The sequence below is a fragment of the Mesorhizobium sp. M9A.F.Ca.ET.002.03.1.2 genome (assembly GCF_003952365.1).
Taxonomy (GTDB): Bacteria; Pseudomonadota; Alphaproteobacteria; order Rhizobiales; family Rhizobiaceae; genus Mesorhizobium.
The window spans coordinates 6,180,445-6,197,252 of sequence record NZ_CP034443.1 but is presented as its reverse complement, the minus strand read 5'-3'; the positions used below and the strand labels follow the sequence as shown (position 1 = coordinate 6,197,252).

Genomic DNA, 16,808 nt, shown 5'->3' with positions numbered 1-16,808 from the left:
TGCTCGCGTCGAAATCTGTGGAGATGATAGTACAGCGCTCCGATCATCGCCATCACCGGTAGAGCTGAGCTTCGTCGCGAAGGAAATTGTCGAGCGTACCCTGGCCGGCACCACCGGTTACGTCGACCAGTTCGACCATCACCGACGCATCTTCCGATGCCGAGGGAACAGGCTCAGTGAGGAAGAAGCTGCCGAAGGCTTCGACCGGCAGATTGGTGCTATGGCCGGACAGGCCGTTGCCCGCAGCTTCGAGTGCATTGCAGTTCAGGATAGCGCCATAAAGCAACCGGCGATCGACTGTCGTGACAGGCGGTTGGCAAGCTGCGGGCGGCGTTCCGATCTCTCCACCGGTCGACGCGGTGCCCACCAACCCGGCCGATATCTCGTAACGGTAGACCTCATAGCGCGTCGGCTTGGTCGTGTCCCATGACGCTGGATAGGCAGCCGAACCGAAGTTGGTGCTCCAATAGCCAGAGAAATTCCAATTTCCGTCGCCCATCCGGCCGGCCAGATACGGCGTTGTCGCATCGCGCGGAAGGCCCATCGTTCCGGCTTCGGTGAATGAAAGCTTGTTCATGGCAGGGCATTGATTAGCGCTGCCAGTGGTTTGTATCGCCCCTTTTCGGACATTGGCGGCCGGACCGTACTCGGGGCTGTTGAAATGGTTGCCGTTAGCTCCAATCCCGAAACGAACGTTGAAGGCATCTTGCACCGGGCCGGCATTCTGACCGGTCTTTGTCGTTACGTTCGCGGAATTGTAGCAGCCAATTGGCGTCGACGTTGCGATCGTCTGAGCCAGCGCTTGGGCACCATTTCCCACATTCGGCGGAGGCTCGAGGAAGCCGAAGTTGCCGGGACCGGCCGCAGCCCCGTTTCCGACCTTCCTCAGTTCGATCAGCCGGCGGCGCACGGCCGGATCGGAAACGGCCTGCTCAAGTGTATAACCCCCGGCATTGTTTGTCCCGTTCACCATCTCATAGGGATTGCACATGAAGACCGGTGTAAAATCGCAGACGCCGGAGGTGAAGCCCGCTACCGCGACTGCCCCGACATTGAAGCTGTTGCTGGCGCCGGATGTCACAAATGAGGCGGGAAAGATCGCGGCAAACCCTTGGGGAGCGACTGTCACCTGGATGAACCGCGTTTCCGCCTCTCCGACTACCGGATCGGCATCGGCAAGATAGCTGGCCTGGTTGGCCGTTGTTATCTGGGTCGCGTCCGAGGCTGGAATGGCCTCCAGAAAACACCAGGAAATGTTTCCGGCGCTGTTGCAGTTCAGTGCGCCGCCTGGCTGCCCCGAGGTTAGCGTAAACCTCCCCGCCGTGGAGAAATTGGTTTCATTGTCTACGAGCATCGCCATGGCGCGTTCGGCCCGCGCCCAGGAACCGCTGCTTCCGTCCAGTTCCGCTGCCGCCGCTAGCGCAAACGCGTCAGCGCCCTTCTGAAGATCGTTGTGGAGGTTGTTGACCCGGCTCATGTCGATCGCCAGCAGGGAAAAGCCGATGATTGCCGGCAGCGTGATGCTGACCAGTATCAGCGCTATTCCCCTTTGATCGTGCCAGAACGCGCGAACAATCCGCAGCATGGCCTTACTGTTAGCTCCCCTGACGCCAGGATCCCTCATTTTCCCTGACGCTGATCCGCATTCCTCTGTTCAATCCCCGGTGTTGCCAACATTGACCGTGATGGACGGCGGTGGCGGCGGTGGCGGTGGTATCCTGTAGCTTTGGGCAACGTTGGCAGCGCGCACGCCGTCGCCCTCGATAGTCGTGTTCTTCGACGCCGGATTGAGCGGCTCGACCGTCTGCAGCAGCGAATTGTATTTCTGCGTGTCGCCCGACGCCAACGTCATCGTGTCGTAGTTGTTCAGGTAGTCGGCGGCGCAGCCTGTCAGTGCGCCGGCGCACAAAAGGACGATCAAGGCGCTATTTCTTGACATAGAGCATCTTGTCCTTTGATTTCAGGTCGAGCATGTGGCCGTACGGGCCGACGACGCCTTCGCCCAGTTCATATTTGCGAACCATGTCCTTGGTCACTTCGAGCTGACCGAGCATGAAGAATTCCGGGTCGTTGGCCGGCCGCGTCTTGTCGAACGGTGTCGCCAGTTGCTCGCCAGGCTTTACCGGGCGCACGATGTGCGGCGTGACGATGACAACCAGTTCGGTCTCTTCCTTCTGGTTGCTCGAATTCTTGAACAGCGCGCCGACGATCGGCACCTGGCCGAGCCATGGAACCTGTTCCTGGATCTTGGTGTTCTTGCTGGACAAGAGCCCGCCGACCGCGAAGCTCTGCCCGTCGCGCAGTTCGACGACAGTCGCCAGCTTGCGGTTGGTGAAGATCGGGTCGCCGGCGGTGGTGAAGCCGGTGAGGTCGCTCACTTCGGGCGCCAGCCTGATGTTGATCTTGTCGTCGTTGAGCACGATCGGCGTGAACTGCAGATTGACGCCGAACTGCTTGTATTCGATGACCACCTCGTCGTCGACGAGGCGGCGAATCGGCACCTCACCACCGGCGTTGAAATTGGCTGGTTCACCGGAGAGCGTGGTGAGGTTTGGTTCAGCAAGCATGCGCACCACGCCCTTGGCTTCGAGCGCCTCGATGATCAGGTCGACCTTGACATCGCTGTTGATAACGCGGGTGATCAGTGCCCCGAACGGAGTCGAATTCGACAGTAGGTTGCTAAGAAGATTTCCCGGTCCCAGCACGACACCGTCCTCATCGACGGCGGCAACGCCGGTCCCGGTGCGGGTCGTGCCGCTGCCGTTGCTGCTCCTGATGGACACGCCAAGATCACGGCCGGCATTGCGCTTGGCCTCCAGCACCCGCACTTCGAGGTTTACTTGCTGGCTGTCGTCGACGGTCACTGCGTTTATGATCGCGTCGGGCCCGTATTGCTGCGCAACCTGCATGATCGCCGCCAGCGTGGCGCCGTCCTTGACATGGCCGCCAAGCCTGACCTTGCCGTTGACCGAACCGATATCGATGCGCGACCTGGGCGCCACCTGGCGGATCGCTTGCGCCATGTCGCTCACGTCGACGCCAACCTCGATCTGGATCACGCCAAGCGAGCGCTTGTCTTCTGAAAAGAGGTTGACGGTGGTGGTGCCGGCGCTCTTGCCGATGACATAGAGCGTGCGGTCGGTCATTGGCTGGGCGTCGGCGATCTTCTCGTCGCCGACGACGATGTCGCCCAGAGTGGCGTTCACCTGGACCGTCACCGACTGCGACATGGGCAGGAAAATACGATGGACGCTGGGGTTCGATACATCGATCTTGCGGTCGGCTGCATGAGCTGCGGAGCTTAGAGGCAGTAATGCAAAACAGGCCAGTGCGGCTGCCGCTATCAGTCCCCAGAACATACGCATCTACGCTACCCCCTTTATGCCGGCTGATTCGGACGCCCTTATTCTTAAGCTTATCTTAATCGCCGGTATTATTTTTGTCGCGGCACGTCGTATGTTTCGAACTTCACACCCCGATAGACGCTGACCGTCGCTCGAGCCGGCGGCTCCGGCTGCACATATTTGACCACTTCCTTGACGACTTCCTGCACTTCGGGCGCCGGCGCCACGGCCGGCTTTACCTTGCCCAGTTCGTCAAGGCGGCTTCCCACCTTCTCCACTGCCTGGGTCAGCCCGGCGAACTTGTCGTCGGCGCGCTTGCGCTCGGCCGCGGCCTCAGCCTCGGCGGCAGCCTGCCTGGCGAGTTCGGCCTGCTTGGCGGCGACGTCGGCCGGCGTGTCGCCGGTCAGGTCGGAAAGCGTGACGCGGTCGGTCGTCTCGCCCTCGCTGGCGGCTGCCTGGCGCAGCGCCAGCGACAACTGGCCGGCGCCGGCGGCCAAGGTAAGCTTCTGGGCATCTCTGGTGCTAGCCTCGAGCGTGACTGATTTCACCACCGTCGGGCTGTCCTTGCTCTCGTCGGCGACCTGGTCGACGGCGAGCACCTTCATGCTTTGCAGCAGCACGTCGACAAAACTCTTGTCCAGGCCGCCATCGCCGCGCACTGTGCGCGTCAGCAGCACGTCGACACGATCGCCGGGAAAGACAAATCCGGCGACGCCAAGCACGTCGTTTACCCTGATAGAGACGGCCTTCATGCCTTCGCCGAGCACCGCCGAAAGCGTGGCGCGCTGGCCGGGGCCTGTGATCTTGGTTGCGAGAACCGGCTCGTTGATCCCGATCGTCTGCAGTGCCTGCTTCGTGCCGTCGCCGGCCAAAGCCTCTTTTGTTGTCCTGAAGGCACCGGCCGGAACCGCGCCCGCCGGCCACGCAATTTCGCGCAGCTTGTCTGATGTCAGCGTGTCGCCGAATTTCAGCGCGACGGCAGCCACAACGACCGTATCGCGCTGGACATTATCCCCCTTCGCCATGGCGCTGCGCTGGCTGGCCAGCCAGAGATTGGCGAGCACCACCGCCACAACGCCGAACACGCCGGCGAGCATGATCATGATGACAGTATTTACGCGCATTGCCCCAAGCCCCAAGCCTACATTGCGGGAATTCGTCCGATGCGATCGGATTCAGGCCCGGACCTGATGATCCGGGCCTGAGCATTATCAGTCGATTAGGAACCGACGCCAGTCGCGGCATTGCAGGTGCCAACACTCGTGCCGTCGAGCGCGGTGCACAGACCGGTGAATCGACCCGTGACCCAGCCGCCGATCGCGATGACCGTCAGGACGACGGCGACCGCGATGATGCCGAGAAGGATGGAATATTCGACCATGGCAGCGCCGTTTTCGTCGTCGCGGAACTGCCGGGTCATCGTCATGAGCTTCTTCATGCCAATTTCTCCCTTTTGGAGGTTTGAACCCGACGAGACGAGCCAAGGATGAAATCCATACCCAAGCATCCCCCGTCATCTCGATCTAAATCCCGAAGAAAACCAGAGTCAAATGGGTTTAACGGTTCTTTAACTTTGCTATACCTGCTTCGGCAAGAATATTCCCGCTCCTTCGCTAACCCAAGACATTGATTCGGCTGATTTTTGTGCCCATCTTAACCATTCGTTCACAATTTGGCCGTGATATGGCGAAAGTGGGGCCGCATTAGCAAAAAGGCATATTGCTTTATATCTAAGGGATTAGATGCGTTCCATGACGCCTTTGTGGCAAAAAAGGCCCTTTCATCGAAAAGCGGGTCACCGTTTTTCGTTTAGGACAGTGCCGCTGACCAAATAAACGTCACGTTTTCCGACACTTGATCTTAACTATGTCTGAAGTATTAATCGCATGGGTGTGCGGTCGGCGCTTGTGCCTTCCGTGGTTAACGATTAGTTTCAGCGTGGGGATTAAACGGGGGACAAAGCGTCATGTTGGGCCGATTCACCAAGGGGCCAGGCGAACCGCGGATCGAGCCAAAGCTTGAGCCGATTGCGTTGCCTGTAGCGCCGGCGCTTTCCCCCGCTGCCGACATCGAAGCGCATGGTGACGATTTCCTGACGCTCAAGGTAGAGCTCCACCGCCATCTGATCGACCGGTTCAATCTTGCCGCGCTTGAAACCGCGTCCAAGGATGAGATCCTGAACGAAATCCGGCCGATCGTGCGCGAGTTCGTGCGCGCTCGCGCCGTGCCGCTGAATGCTCGCGAACTCGATCGGCTGACCAGCGAGACCGCCGATGAGATGCTGGGGCTGGGGCCGATCGAGCCGCTGCTCCAGGATGACTCGATTACCGACATATTGATCAACACGCACAAGCGCGTCTTCATCGAGCGGCGCGGCGTGATCGAGGAGACGGCGATCCGCTTCCGCGACGAGGCGCATCTGCTGCGCGTCATCAACAAGATCGTCTCGGCCATCGGCAGGCGCGTCGATGAATCGGCGCCGATGGTCGATGCGCGCCTGGAGGACGGATCGCGTGTCAATATCGCGGTGCGGCCGATCTCGGTGGACGGCCCGCTGGTGTCGATCCGCAAATTCTCCAAGAATCCCTATTCGCTCGAGCGCCTGATGGCGTTCAATTCGATCCGCCAGCCGATGATCGATCTGCTGCGGATCGCGGTGCAGGCGCGCAAGTCGATCCTGGTTTCAGGCGGCACCGGCAGCGGCAAGACGACCTTGCTCAACGCGCTGTCGAGCTACATCCCGGCCAGGGAGCGCCTGATCACCATAGAGGACGCGGCGGAACTGCAGTTGCAGCAGCCGCATGTCGGCCGGCTGGAGACGCGGCCGCCCAATGTCGAGGGCAAAGGCGAGGTCCGTCAGCGCGAACTGCTGAAGAATGCGCTGCGCATGCGGCCCGATCGCATCATCGTCGGCGAGGTGCGCGGCGAGGAGGCCTTCGACATGCTGCAGGCGATGAATACCGGCCATGAAGGCTCGATGACCACCATCCATGCCAACACGCCCCGCGATGCAATATCGCGGCTCGAGCAGATGGTTGGAATGGCCGGCATGCCGATGACCCACGAATCCATCCGGGCGCAGATTGCATCGGCCATTGATATCATCGTGCAGACACAACGTCTTTCGGACGGCGGAAGGCGTGTCGTCTCCATATCGGAACTGACTGGGATGGAAGGCAATGTCGTCCAGCTCCAGGAGATCTACAACTTCGTCCGTCGCGAGGTGACGCCGGAAGGCAAGATCATCGGCGATTTTCGCGCCACCGGCATCCGCCCGCGCTTTGCCCCGGAGGCGGCGACGCTTGGCCATCATTTTGCCAAGGATGCCTTCAATCCGCAGGTTGCGCTCTGATGCCCACCGGTCAGACTTTGCTCTACTTCATTTATGTGCTCGCGGCGGCATCGGTTATTCTCGCCGGCGAGGCCATGTATCTTTCCTTTGCCAAAAGCCGGGCACGGATTGGCGCGATCAACCATCGGCTGAAACGGCTATCCGACGACGTCCCGGCCGAACAGACCTTGCAAGGGTTGCTGCGCGAACGCGGGCTGACGGACTCGGGCGACTTTCTCTTTGGCCTGATCGGACTGAACAGGCTCTATACCCAGTCCGGCATTACCGGAAACCCGCTGACTTTCGCCGCGAAGTTCCTCCTGACGGGGTTGGCGCTGGCGTTGCTGCTGTCGTTCTTTTTGGGCTTTTCGACCCTGGCGTCGCTCGTTGCTTTTCTGGTGATTGGATTTGTGCTGCCACTTCTCGTTCTCCGGCGTGCACGGAGCAGGCGAATTCAGAAATTCGCGAAACAACTCCCGGACGCACTCGACATGATCGTTCGTTCGCTGCGCGCCGGACATCCGGCTTCGGTAGCGGTTGGTCTGGTCGCCCGCGAAATGCCCGATCCGCTCGGCACCGAATTCGGCATTGTTTCCGACGAAATCACCTTTGGTCTCAGCATGGAGCAAGCCGTGAAAAAATTGTCGCAGCGTGTAGGCTTCGAGGGCCTTCATCTGCTTTCGGTGTCGTTGTCGATTCAAGCGAAGACCGGCGGCAATCTGACCGGGATACTGTCCAATCTTTCATCGGTGCTGCGCGAAAGGCAGAAACTCAAGATGAAGATCAGGGCGCTTTCGGCCGAGGGCCGTGTATCGGCATGGATCATCTCGCTGTTCCCGATCGTGATGTTCCTGATACTCCAGCTTGTTGCCCCGGCTTACTACGGCACCGTCTGGGGCGATCCGATCATCCTTCCTGTGTTCCTGATTTTCGGAACATGGGCGCTGTTAGGTGATTTCATCATGTATCGAATGGTCAATTTCGACTTCTGACAGGGCGAGACATAATCTTGTTTTCGACTATTCAGGATCTCAGCGTTCTGGTCTCCATTGCCGTCTTCGTGGCGGCGGTGGCACTGTTTCTGTTCGGTTCCCTCGTCTTTTTGCCGGCGCTGCAGACGCGAAAGCTGGTCGCACAAAGCCTGATGGCCGAAGGTATTGCCGATCGCCGTTCGCTCGTTGGACAGGAACAGCTTGCCAGGATCTCGGCGCAGCGGCCAGTGGACGCATATTTTCGATCGATCGAAAAGGAGCGGGACCAGCCCAGCGCCTTGGACGCGAAGCTCTTTCGCGCCGGGTTCTATCAGCCAAGCGCTCCGCTCATCTATACCTTGTCGCGGCTTGGCGCGGTCTGTGCCGGGTTTCTGGCTGCCTATGCGCTCCTGACCCGGGTGCTGCCGCCTTCCTTGCCCGGTTTCATAGGCTTTGCCGGAGCTGGCTTGTTCGGGCTCGCCTGCCTCGTGGTTCCAAGCGTCATGCTCGATCGCTTCGAGAAAGGACAAAAGCAGGTCTACCGCCGCGGTTTTCCCGATTTCATGGACATGATGATAACCTGTGCCGACGCCGGTATGAGCCTGGAGGCTGCGGTCGAGCGCGTGAGCCAGGAACTGGCCGGCACCCACAAATGGCTCGGCATCCAGCTTTCGATCATGACGCTGCAGTTGCGGGCTGGCAAGCCGTTGCGGGAAGCACTGCGCGAACTCGCTGACCGCGTTGGACTTGACGAGGCGCGGGCTTTGGCAGTGCTGTTTCGGCAATCGGAAGAACTCGGCACTAGTCTGACCGATGCTTTGCGCGTCTATAGTGACGAGATGCGCAGTCAGAGAATTCTGAGTGCCGAGGAGCGTGCCAATTCGCTGCCGGTCAAGATGATGATTCCGTTGGGGTTGTGCATCTTCCCAGTGGTGATGATGATCCTCATGTTGCCGGTGATCATTCGCATGAGGGGCGTTTTCTTCTAGGCAGGTATGTGCTTTGGTCGGAATACAGAGTCGGAGAACTCTTTTGGGGGACGAAATGAGAGGGCCAATGCGCCTCGCAGCCGTAGCCAGTCTGCTGCTTATCGTGCTTTCCGGCTGTCAGACGGCAAGTAGCGACGGCGTCGTCCGTACCAATGAGCCATCGAAGGGCGACGTGACAGCCTTTGGCGATGCCTTCGACGGGCTGAAGACGGTCAGCGACGTCGAATACTATGCCTCGGACCAGGCCGTTGCCGAGGCCAAGAACCAGTTCCGAGCGGAAAACTACGGCAATGCCGGCGCCCTGTTCTACAAGGCGACGCAACTGGCGCCCAATGATGGTGTGGCTTGGTTGGGTCTGGCCGCCTGCAGCGATCGCATCCGCCGCTTCGACCTCGCCGACCGGGCCTACGCCCGAGCCTTCAAGCTGGTCGGCGCGACGCCCGAATATTACAACAATGTCGGCTATTCCTATCTTCTGCGCGGCAAGCTGCAGGATGCGCGCAGCAATTTCCTCAAGGCGTATGAGCTGGCGCCCAACGATCCGACCGTGGCCAACAATCTGCGGCTCCTGTCGTCCAGCGTGAAGAATCTCGAGCGGTAAGGCGATAGCATGTTGCTCGCCGCATCGCTGCTGCTGAAGGTGCTCGCCATCCCCCTGCTTGCGAGGATCGCCTGGCTCGACTTCACCACCCAGAAAATATCCAACCAGAATGTGCTGCTGCTGCTTTGCCTGGGTTTGGGCTCGCAGCAGCTTCTTTCGGTTCAATCCGGGTCATGGTGGGACATGGGCCTGAGCGCGCTTGCCGGTCTTTTGTTGTTTGTTGCGCTCTTCCCGTTCTGGGCCCTGCGCAAGGTCGGGGCCGGCGATGTCAAGCTGATGGCGGTGGTGCCGCTTCTGATCGGCGGCAGCGGCCTCCTGGTGTTTTCCGTGCTGCTGCTGGTCTTCGCGCTCGCGACGGCGTTGATCGTGAAAAATCCGTTCATGCTGCCGGCGAGCGCCTTCCGCCTCTATGTCCAGCATCTGGACCGCAAAGGCGTTGTGCCGTTTGGCGTGCCGATCTCGCTCGCAGCGATCTGCACGATAGCGTTTCAGATCTACCTCGCCTTGATGTCCCAGCCCGGCCCGGCAATCTGACCAGACCGAATTTGCCGCAACGGCTTTGGCTGTGGGTCTCGCGGGTCGCAGATATCGTTGTACGTTAGCAGTTCGAAAACGATGATCTGATAGAGAGACGCGGTCGGTGGTTAAACGAACCTTCCCAGGAGGGCATAGATTTGGCACTTCATCTTTCAGCGGATGCTCCGGCCGCCGTGGTGGCGGCGCCACAAAAGTATCTTTTTGGCCCGATCGCCGACTTCTTCCTGCTCGGCGGGAGCGCGTTTCTAATCTTGCCGATCCTGTTTTTTGTACCTCTCGAGTACGAAGGTGTTGTGGCGGCAGCAATGCTCTTGCTGGCCCATCTGATAAACCATCCGCACTTCGCCCACTCGTATCAGATTTTCTATCGTAATTTTGGGCGGAAGGTGCGCGGCGACGGATATGACAGGAACCTCCAGGTCCGTTACATCTTCGCGGGCATCGTCGTCCCGCTGATCATGGGCGGTTTTTTTGCCTACGGTTCAATAGCGGGGAATGCCCGCCTGCTGGGATACGCAGGCAATGCGATGGCCTTTTTTGTGGGCTGGCACTATGTCAAGCAAGGCTACGGCATGCTGATGGTGGATGCCGTGCTGAAGCGCAAGTTCTTCAATGAACAAGACAAGAAAGTGCTGCTGTTCAACGGCTATGCCGTGTGGCTGTTCGCATGGCTTCAGACAAACGCGGTGATCACCGAAAGGCGTTTCTGGGGCTTGGACTACTACACATTTGCCGCCCCCTCATGGCTCACCAATATTGCCGCATTGGCCGCGGCCGCTTCCACGGCGGCCACGGCTGTGATGTTGGTCAATCGCTGGCGCAAGCATGGCGGCGCGCTACCGTACAACGGGGTCGTCGCGTATGTCGTGACCCTGTACGCCTGGATTCTTTTCGTGAAGATAAACCCGCTCTGGCTGCTTGTGGTGCCGGCGCTCCATTCGTTGCAGTACCTGGCGGTGGTCTGGCGTTATCAGACCAATGTCGAGCGCGACCGTTCAGATGCCGTTGCGGCCCCCGAATTCAAGATCCTCTCCATTGTCGGCCCGATGTACAGGCTGCGGGTGCTGGGATTTATCATCATTGGTGGAATTCTTGGAATTCTCGGTTTCTGGCTGGTCCCAATCGCGTTGTCTGCCTTGGTTCCCTATAACAAAGAGGTGCTCGGCTCGTCGCTGTTCCTCTTCATCGCGTGGATATTCATCAACGTGCACCACTACTTTCTGGATAATGTTATGTGGCGGCGAGGCAATCCAGAGGTGTCAAAATATCTGTTCCGCTAATGCATGTCGCGCAAAACCGCTGCATACTTTTGCGCGACAGGCATTAAAAATCGACGCGGGGCGTGTCCGGTATCTGGTGCTCGAACAGGAGCCAGAAGGGCGATCCCCGCGTTTCGGCATACCAGCGCTCGAAACCGACCAGGGCCTCGGGGACGTTGTTGGCGGATTCCTCCTCCTCGTCCGGAGCCCGGAATATCGCCAGCACGACCTGACCGAAACGCGTCATCACCTCCGAACGCGCCTCGCTATCGGAATTCCAGCCGAGTCGCGTACGCAGCGTGGCGAAGGCGCTGGCGACGGCTATCTCCTCGCTTTCGGCCGATGCCATGGCCTCGGCGATCGCCTGCATGAGATTGTACCGCCTGAAGGCGAAGGCGCGCTCTTGTTCGAGCGCCGCGATCCGGACCGCAGCGTCGCGCCGGAAGCGGCCTTCGGCGATCTTGGCGGCCTCGGCCGCTGTCTTGAGCTCAACGAGAAAGCGGGTTGTCACCGTCATCGCGCCTTTGCGAGAGTGGCGGAAGAGAGTGGGAGTCGAACCCACCAAGGACCGGCTCGCGGCCCCTCCCGGATTTGAAGTCCGGACGCCCCACCGGGGACGATGCTCCTCCAGAAGCTTCCGCTATCGCCGGCTCATTATCGGCCGGTGAGCGAAACAGATCCCGTCGATGGCTGTTGACGAGCCGCAAGTCGCCGCGTCGCAGCGTGACGCCATGCCTATCGAGAAATTCAAGGATCTGGATGGCAACCTTGCGTCCGCTGCCTGCACGATCGCGAAACTGGGCAGCGTTAAACCGCCCGCCCGGTTCGGCCGCCGTCAGATCATCGACGATTTCGACAATCTCGGCCAGTGCCGCATGCAGGAAGAAACGATCGTGGGCGACTTCGTACACTTTCCCGATGCGGCCGGTCAGTTTCAGGATCCGGCGGATTTCCGTTTCCGGCTTCGCCAACGTACCGGCGATATCGCGGACTCTCGGCGGATGATATCGCGTCGAGCCGCCGATGAGCCGCTCGATTTGCGACCATAGCGTCTCGTCTTGCGGTGTCAGACGGACTTCATGGCCGGGCAGCCGCACCCAGGCGCCGTCAAGGGCAAGCTTACCGGCGCGCGCCAGCATTCGCAGAGCGGCTGCAAACATCGGCGCCGGAAGTCGCGGGTCGAGCTGAAGGCGCAATCTCTCCATGCCGATGCCCGGCAGATCCGGATTGTCCGCGTGAAAGGTCTTCAAGTTCGCGGCCAGGCCGAGTCTGAATTGCATCCAGCGCGCCTGCGAAAGAACGAACAGCGTTTTCCTGACGGCAATGCAGACCAGTCCGAGGCTGTCGACCAGTCTCTGCGCCTCCTCGCTGCCGAGCGCGCGGTCGCGCGCGAAAGCGCCAAGGTCGAGGTAATGGGGCGGCGCATCGAGCAGTGCGGTGACAGCCGCCTCGGAATCCGGGACGGCGTATGCTTCGAGCTGGACAAGCCGTTCCGGTGTGCGGCGCTTCCGGCTCGGCGCTCTCAGATCGATCAGGCGCCCGCCGCCGATGGTCCGCTGCGCCGAAGTATCGCGCACCACATAGGCGTCGCCTGCGGCAGCGGCGATCGGATTGTCCAGCACCAATTGAACCTTGGCGATGCCGCCGGGTCTGACCGGCTCGTCACCGAGAAGCACGATCCTTGCCCCAACCTCGGCCGCAGCGTGGTGGAGGCGTACCGGGAACCACTGGCCGATCGGCCTCGGCTCTCCCGGCAAGACGCGCAGCCTTGCGTCGATCCGGTCCGTCGGCGCGTGAAGTTCAGGGTCGAGTATGACGTCGCCGCGCCGGATCGCTTCCTTGCCGATGCCGTCACCGGCCAGGTTGAGCGCGCAGCGGTCTCCCGCCCGTCCACGCTCAGCCGGCCGGTTCTGGGCGTGGATCGAGCGGACACGCGCCGCCAGGCCAGACGGGCCGACGACAATTTGGTCGCCGATGCCGACTGATCCTGAAAGGACGGTGCCGGTCACGACAGTGCCGGTGCCGTGCAGCGTGAAGCATCGGTCGACCGCCAATCTGAAGCGTCCAGAAGACGGGCGGTCGGCAAAGCGCGACGCCTCCTCGAACAAGAAATGCCGCAGATCGTCGATACCGTCACCGGTGACGGCCGAGGTGGGGATTATGTCTGCTTCGGCAAGTGCCGTATCGGCAAGCGCGGCGCGGATATCCGCCTGAACGGCGACGGATCGTGCGGGCGCGATCAGATCGGATTTTGCCAGCACCACCGCGCCGCGCCTGATACCGAGCAGATCGATGATCGCCAGATGTTCGCGCGTCTGCGGCATGACGCCGTCGTCGGCGGCAATGACCAACAGCACGAAATCGATGCCGCTGGCGCCGGCAAGCATCGTATGCACGAACCGTTCGTGCCCCGGGACATCGATGAAGCCGATGACGCCCCCGCTCGGTGCCGGCAGATAGGCAAAGCCGAGATCGATGGTCATGCCCCGCGTCTTTTCCTCCTGCAGGCGGTCGGTGTCGACGCCGGTCAGCGCACGCACCAGCGCGGTCTTGCCATGGTCGACGTGACCCGCCGTGCCGACGATCATGATCCGCCTCCCGTCAATGATGACGCGGCACGACGTTCGGCCTCGGCGGTCTCGTCAGCGGTGAGGCCGGCACGCGCGGCCGGCAGATACCGCTCGGCGAGCGCGCTGCCTGCTGCATCCGCACGCAGGAGCCAGGCATATGCCTCGACCGCGTCGGCTGCTACACCCGCCCCTAGATGGCAGGCAGCGCCGAGCATGGCCTGCCCGTCCGCATCACCGCGCACGGCGGCCCGGCGCCACCAGCGGACTGCTTCGGCGGGATCGCGCGGCACGCCGAGCGCATTGTGATGGAGCATGCCGAGCCGCGTCATGGCCGACGCTATTCCTTGCTCGGCGGCGGCAGTCGCCCAGCGCCGCGCCTCGGCGGGGTCGGACTCGACCACCTCGCCTTCGAGCAGCATCCAGCTCAGCATGTCCTGCGCCGGTCCGTCGCCCTGTTCCGCGGCTGCTCGGTAGAGCTCGGCTGCGCGACGGTAATCCTGCGCGACGCCTTTGCCGTGGAAATAGAGCGACGCCAGGTTCCGCTGGCCGACAGCGTCGCCGGCCTCGGCGGCGAGCGCCAGCCAGCGAAAGGCGAGGTCGCGGTCCGGCTCGACGCCAAACCCTTCTGCGAAGCAGGCGCCGATATTGTTCTGCGCACGCGCGACCCCAGCATGAGCCAGCATCTTCCATATGCCCAAGGCCACCGCATAGTCACCGCGCCGGGCCGCGTCCAAGGCCTTTGCCAGGCGTTCGGCGACCGGCACGTCGGCCGGCCGGGGCACTTCGGTCGGCCGGCGCGCGAGGTTCTCAAACCAGCGCATCGGCTCCTCCCGGATCGAAGCCGGCGAGGCTTGCACGGAAACCCGCTTCGTCTTCGAGACAGCGCAGGTCGAGCACAAGCGCCCGGTTCTCGATGCGCCCGATCACTGGAACGCGCAGCCGGCGCAATGCCGCCGCGAGCGCTTCCAGCGCTTTCCCGCCGCCGGCCTTTACCCGCAGAGCAAGACCGGCGCTGGATATCGTCTCAAGCGGCAGGGCACCCGATCCGACCTGACTGCAGCATTCCACGGTCTCCACCACGAAAGCCTCACCCAAAGCATTGGCAACGACGGGGGCAAGGCGCTCCGCCTGGGCTGCGATCTCGGCCGCGGGGCGCGCCAGCAGCCTCAGCGTCGGCAGCCGCTCCGCCAGGCGATCGGGGTCACGGTAGAGCCTCAACGTCGCTTCGAGCGCGGCGAGCCGGAGCTTGTCGACCCGGAGCGCCCGCTTCATCGGATTGCGGCCGATCGCGGCGAGCAGTGCTTTGCTGCCGACGATGAAGCCCGCTTGGGGCCCGCCGAGCAGCTTGTCGCCGGAAAAGGTGACCAGATCCGCGCCGTCGGCGATCGCCTCGCGAACGGTTGGCTCATGCTTGAGGCCGTAGGCAGCAAGATCGAACAGCGTGCCGGAGCCGAGGTCGTGGACAAGGGGCACGCCCTGCGCCCTGGCAATGGAAGCCAGCTCGCGCGCGCCAACCTCAGCCGTGAACCCCTCGACGCGGTAGTTCGAGGTGTGCACCTTGAGGATCAGCCCGGTCTCCTGGCCGATCGCTGCCACATAGTCCTTCGGATGCGTGCGGTTGGTGGTTCCGACCTCGACCACCTTGGCGCCGGCGCGGGCCATGATCTCGGGCATCCTGAACGAGCCGCCGATCTCGATCAACTCGCCGCGCGAGACAATCGCCTCGCGGCCGAGCGCCAGCGTGTTAAGGACAAGGAGGACAGCCGCCGCGTTGTTGTTGACCACGGTTGCGTCTTCCGCACCCGTCAGTTCGCAAACGAGCGAACGCAGATGATCGTCCCGCTCGCCGCGCTTTCCCGTATCGAGATCGAATTCGAGGGCGACCGCTTCGCGCATCGCAGCGCGTACCGCCTCGATCGCCTCCTCGGCGAGTGGCGCCCGGCCGAGATTGGTGTGCAGCACGGTGCCTGTCAGGTTGAAGACCGGGCGCAGGGAAGGGCGCTCGGCCGCCTTGAGCTGCGCCACGGCGTCGGCGGCGACATCGCTGGCCTGCGGCACTGCGGCTCCGCCGCGGCAGGCCTCGCGCGCCGCGGCAAGTGCCGTGCGGACAGCCGCCGTCGCGACTTGCCGGCCAAAGCGCTGGATCGACGTGGACCCGAGCGGCGTCTTCAATACCTGATCGACCGATGGAAGCTCGCGCAGGCGACGTGCAGGCAAAGCGGTCATCGCGTCCTCAGTAGCCGACAAGGAATGGGTTGAACGATCCGCGGCGGTAGCCGCTCTCGCGGACGAGCAGGTCGAGGCCGAGCGTCGCTACGTCGTCGGCAACCGGATCGAGGGCAGGGTCCTTGTGCTGATGCAGGATTTTCACATAGCAGCCGCATGAATCGCAGGTCTCGGCCTTTACAGTGCCGGGTCCCCCTTCGACTTCCAGATAGCCTATCCCCTTGGTCGAGCCGCACAGGGTGCATTTGATGCGCACATAGTTCCAGAGCGTCCCGCAGAGCGAGCATGCACAAAACCTTGCCCCGTGGGCGCCATGCCAGCCGACGATCATCGAGGACACCGGCGGCCCGCCGCAGACGGGGCATGCGCCGTCACCTACCGGGACCAGCGTCGAGGCGTCGAGGCAAGCGGCAAGGCGCGCGAAATGAAGCTGCAGCGCCGCCGCGACATAAACATGCTCGGCCAATGCGTCAGCCGCGATCGCATCGACGAGCACGTTGCGCACCATGGCACCGCGCTCCGGAGGCGCGGCCAGCTTCAGCCGGTCGAGGGCATCCGCCGCGGCCCGAGGTTTCTCGATGGCAGAAGCCGCCAATATCAGGCGGTCGAGCGTCTCGAAGAGCGCCTCAGAGGCGAACCTGTCACGATCGAGCGGAGGCATTCCGAAAGCGTGCGCCCGTTCACGCACCTCCGTTTCCGGCAGGTCCGGATCGGACAGGCCGTCCTGTATGCCGTGCTGGACATCGGCGAGAGCAGCGAGGAAGCGGAGATAAGGACCGAGTTCATGGGTTTCGGCCAGTGCATTCAGTCTCTGGGCGCGTCGAGCGAACAGACGCGTCGGATCGGGCAGGCGGACGAAAGGCGGCGCCGAGACTTCACCGATGGCGGTGGGATCGATATCCGACGGAACGATCTGCCTTGGCATATTCACCTCACGAACCACACGGGCCACGTGGTTGGCTGACTAAAGCGCGTCGCGT

At 61.9% G+C, this 16,808-nt stretch carries 15 protein-coding genes, 1 tRNA gene and 1 pseudogene; 6 read left to right on the top strand and 11 right to left on the bottom strand.

What is annotated here, in order from left to right; translation table 11 throughout:
* Nucleotides 1–52: 52 nt before the first annotated feature.
* The 5 genes from EJ066_RS30125 to EJ066_RS30105 all read right to left on the bottom strand — a co-directional run bounded on the left by EJ066_RS30125 (nt 53) and on the right by EJ066_RS30105 (nt 4,782).
* A complete protein-coding gene (locus tag EJ066_RS30125; RefSeq protein WP_245455036.1) occupies nt 53–1,624 on the bottom strand; it encodes a pilus assembly protein TadG-related protein in 1,572 nt (523 codons plus the stop codon).
* Nucleotides 1,625–1,654: 30 nt separating this feature from the next.
* Nucleotides 1,655–1,939 carry a hypothetical protein gene (locus EJ066_RS30120; RefSeq protein ID WP_126043516.1) on the bottom strand — a complete coding sequence of 95 codons (285 nt, stop codon included), beginning with the start codon at nt 1,937–1,939 and terminating at the stop codon, nt 1,655–1,657.
* Complete coding sequence (locus EJ066_RS30115) at nt 1,926–3,365, bottom strand: type II and III secretion system protein family protein (protein ID WP_126043515.1); 1,440 nt, start codon at nt 3,363–3,365, stop codon at nt 1,926–1,928. Before EJ066_RS30115 ends, EJ066_RS30120 begins: the two co-directional genes overlap by 14 nt.
* A gap of 68 nt (nt 3,366–3,433) precedes the next feature.
* Entirely contained in the window at nt 3,434–4,468 is a 1,035-nt protein-coding gene (cpaB, locus tag EJ066_RS30110) for a Flp pilus assembly protein CpaB (RefSeq protein ID WP_126043514.1), read from the bottom strand.
* Nucleotides 4,469–4,563: 95 nt separating this feature from the next.
* A complete protein-coding gene (locus EJ066_RS30105) occupies nt 4,564–4,782 on the bottom strand; it encodes a Flp family type IVb pilin (RefSeq protein WP_126043513.1) in 219 nt (72 codons plus the stop codon).
* Between the two features lie 528 nt (nt 4,783–5,310).
* Between EJ066_RS30105 and EJ066_RS30100 the strand changes: the two genes are divergently transcribed.
* The 6 genes from EJ066_RS30100 (at nt 5,311) to EJ066_RS30075 (ending at nt 11,053) form a co-directional block, all read left to right on the top strand.
* Nucleotides 5,311–6,696, top strand: coding sequence for a CpaF family protein (locus EJ066_RS30100; RefSeq protein ID WP_126043512.1), 1,386 nt, complete (start codon nt 5,311–5,313; stop codon nt 6,694–6,696).
* The gene (locus EJ066_RS30095) at nt 6,696–7,667 is read left to right on the top strand and encodes a type II secretion system F family protein (protein WP_126043511.1); all 972 of its coding nucleotides are present in this window, start codon (nt 6,696–6,698) and stop codon (nt 7,665–7,667) included. The genes EJ066_RS30100 and EJ066_RS30095 overlap by 1 nt, the downstream gene beginning before the upstream one ends.
* Before the next feature lie 17 nt (nt 7,668–7,684).
* Nucleotides 7,685–8,635 (top strand): type II secretion system F family protein, encoded by a 951-nt coding sequence (locus EJ066_RS30090; RefSeq protein ID WP_126043510.1) that lies wholly within the window; start codon nt 7,685–7,687, stop codon nt 8,633–8,635.
* 67 nt (nt 8,636–8,702) lie between these two features.
* Complete coding sequence (locus EJ066_RS30085; protein ID WP_126043509.1) at nt 8,703–9,236, top strand: tetratricopeptide repeat protein; 534 nt, start codon at nt 8,703–8,705, stop codon at nt 9,234–9,236.
* Between the two features lie 9 nt (nt 9,237–9,245).
* Nucleotides 9,246–9,770 (top strand): prepilin peptidase, encoded by a 525-nt coding sequence (locus tag EJ066_RS30080; protein ID WP_126043508.1) that lies wholly within the window; start codon nt 9,246–9,248, stop codon nt 9,768–9,770.
* Between the two features lie 140 nt (nt 9,771–9,910).
* Nucleotides 9,911–11,053, top strand: coding sequence for a hypothetical protein (locus EJ066_RS30075; protein WP_126043507.1), 1,143 nt, complete (start codon nt 9,911–9,913; stop codon nt 11,051–11,053).
* A gap of 43 nt (nt 11,054–11,096) precedes the next feature.
* Here the strand turns inward: EJ066_RS30075 and EJ066_RS30070 are convergent, their stop codons facing one another.
* From EJ066_RS30070 to fdhE, 6 genes and pseudogenes are all read right to left on the bottom strand, one after another.
* Entirely contained in the window at nt 11,097–11,549 is a 453-nt protein-coding gene (locus EJ066_RS30070; protein WP_126043506.1) for a hypothetical protein, read from the bottom strand.
* 16 nt (nt 11,550–11,565) lie between these two features.
* Nucleotides 11,566–11,661, bottom strand: a tRNA-Sec gene (locus EJ066_RS31210).
* Nucleotides 11,662–11,790: 129 nt separating this feature from the next.
* A pseudogene (gene selB / locus EJ066_RS30065) lies at nt 11,791–13,620 on the bottom strand (selenocysteine-specific translation elongation factor); the annotation flags it as partial.
* On the bottom strand, nt 13,617–14,423 hold the full coding sequence (locus EJ066_RS30060; protein ID WP_126043504.1) for a tetratricopeptide repeat protein: 807 nt from the start codon (nt 14,421–14,423) through the stop codon (nt 13,617–13,619). The gene EJ066_RS30060 and the pseudogene selB, both read right to left, overlap by 4 nt.
* Nucleotides 14,410–15,828, bottom strand: a complete 1,419-nt coding sequence (selA, locus tag EJ066_RS30055) for an L-seryl-tRNA(Sec) selenium transferase (RefSeq protein ID WP_126043503.1) — start codon at nt 15,826–15,828, stop codon at nt 14,410–14,412. Before selA ends, EJ066_RS30060 begins: the two co-directional genes overlap by 14 nt.
* A gap of 7 nt (nt 15,829–15,835) precedes the next feature.
* A complete protein-coding gene (gene fdhE, locus EJ066_RS30050; protein ID WP_126043502.1) occupies nt 15,836–16,753 on the bottom strand; it encodes a formate dehydrogenase accessory protein FdhE in 918 nt (305 codons plus the stop codon).
* Nucleotides 16,754–16,808: the final 55 nt, after the last annotated feature.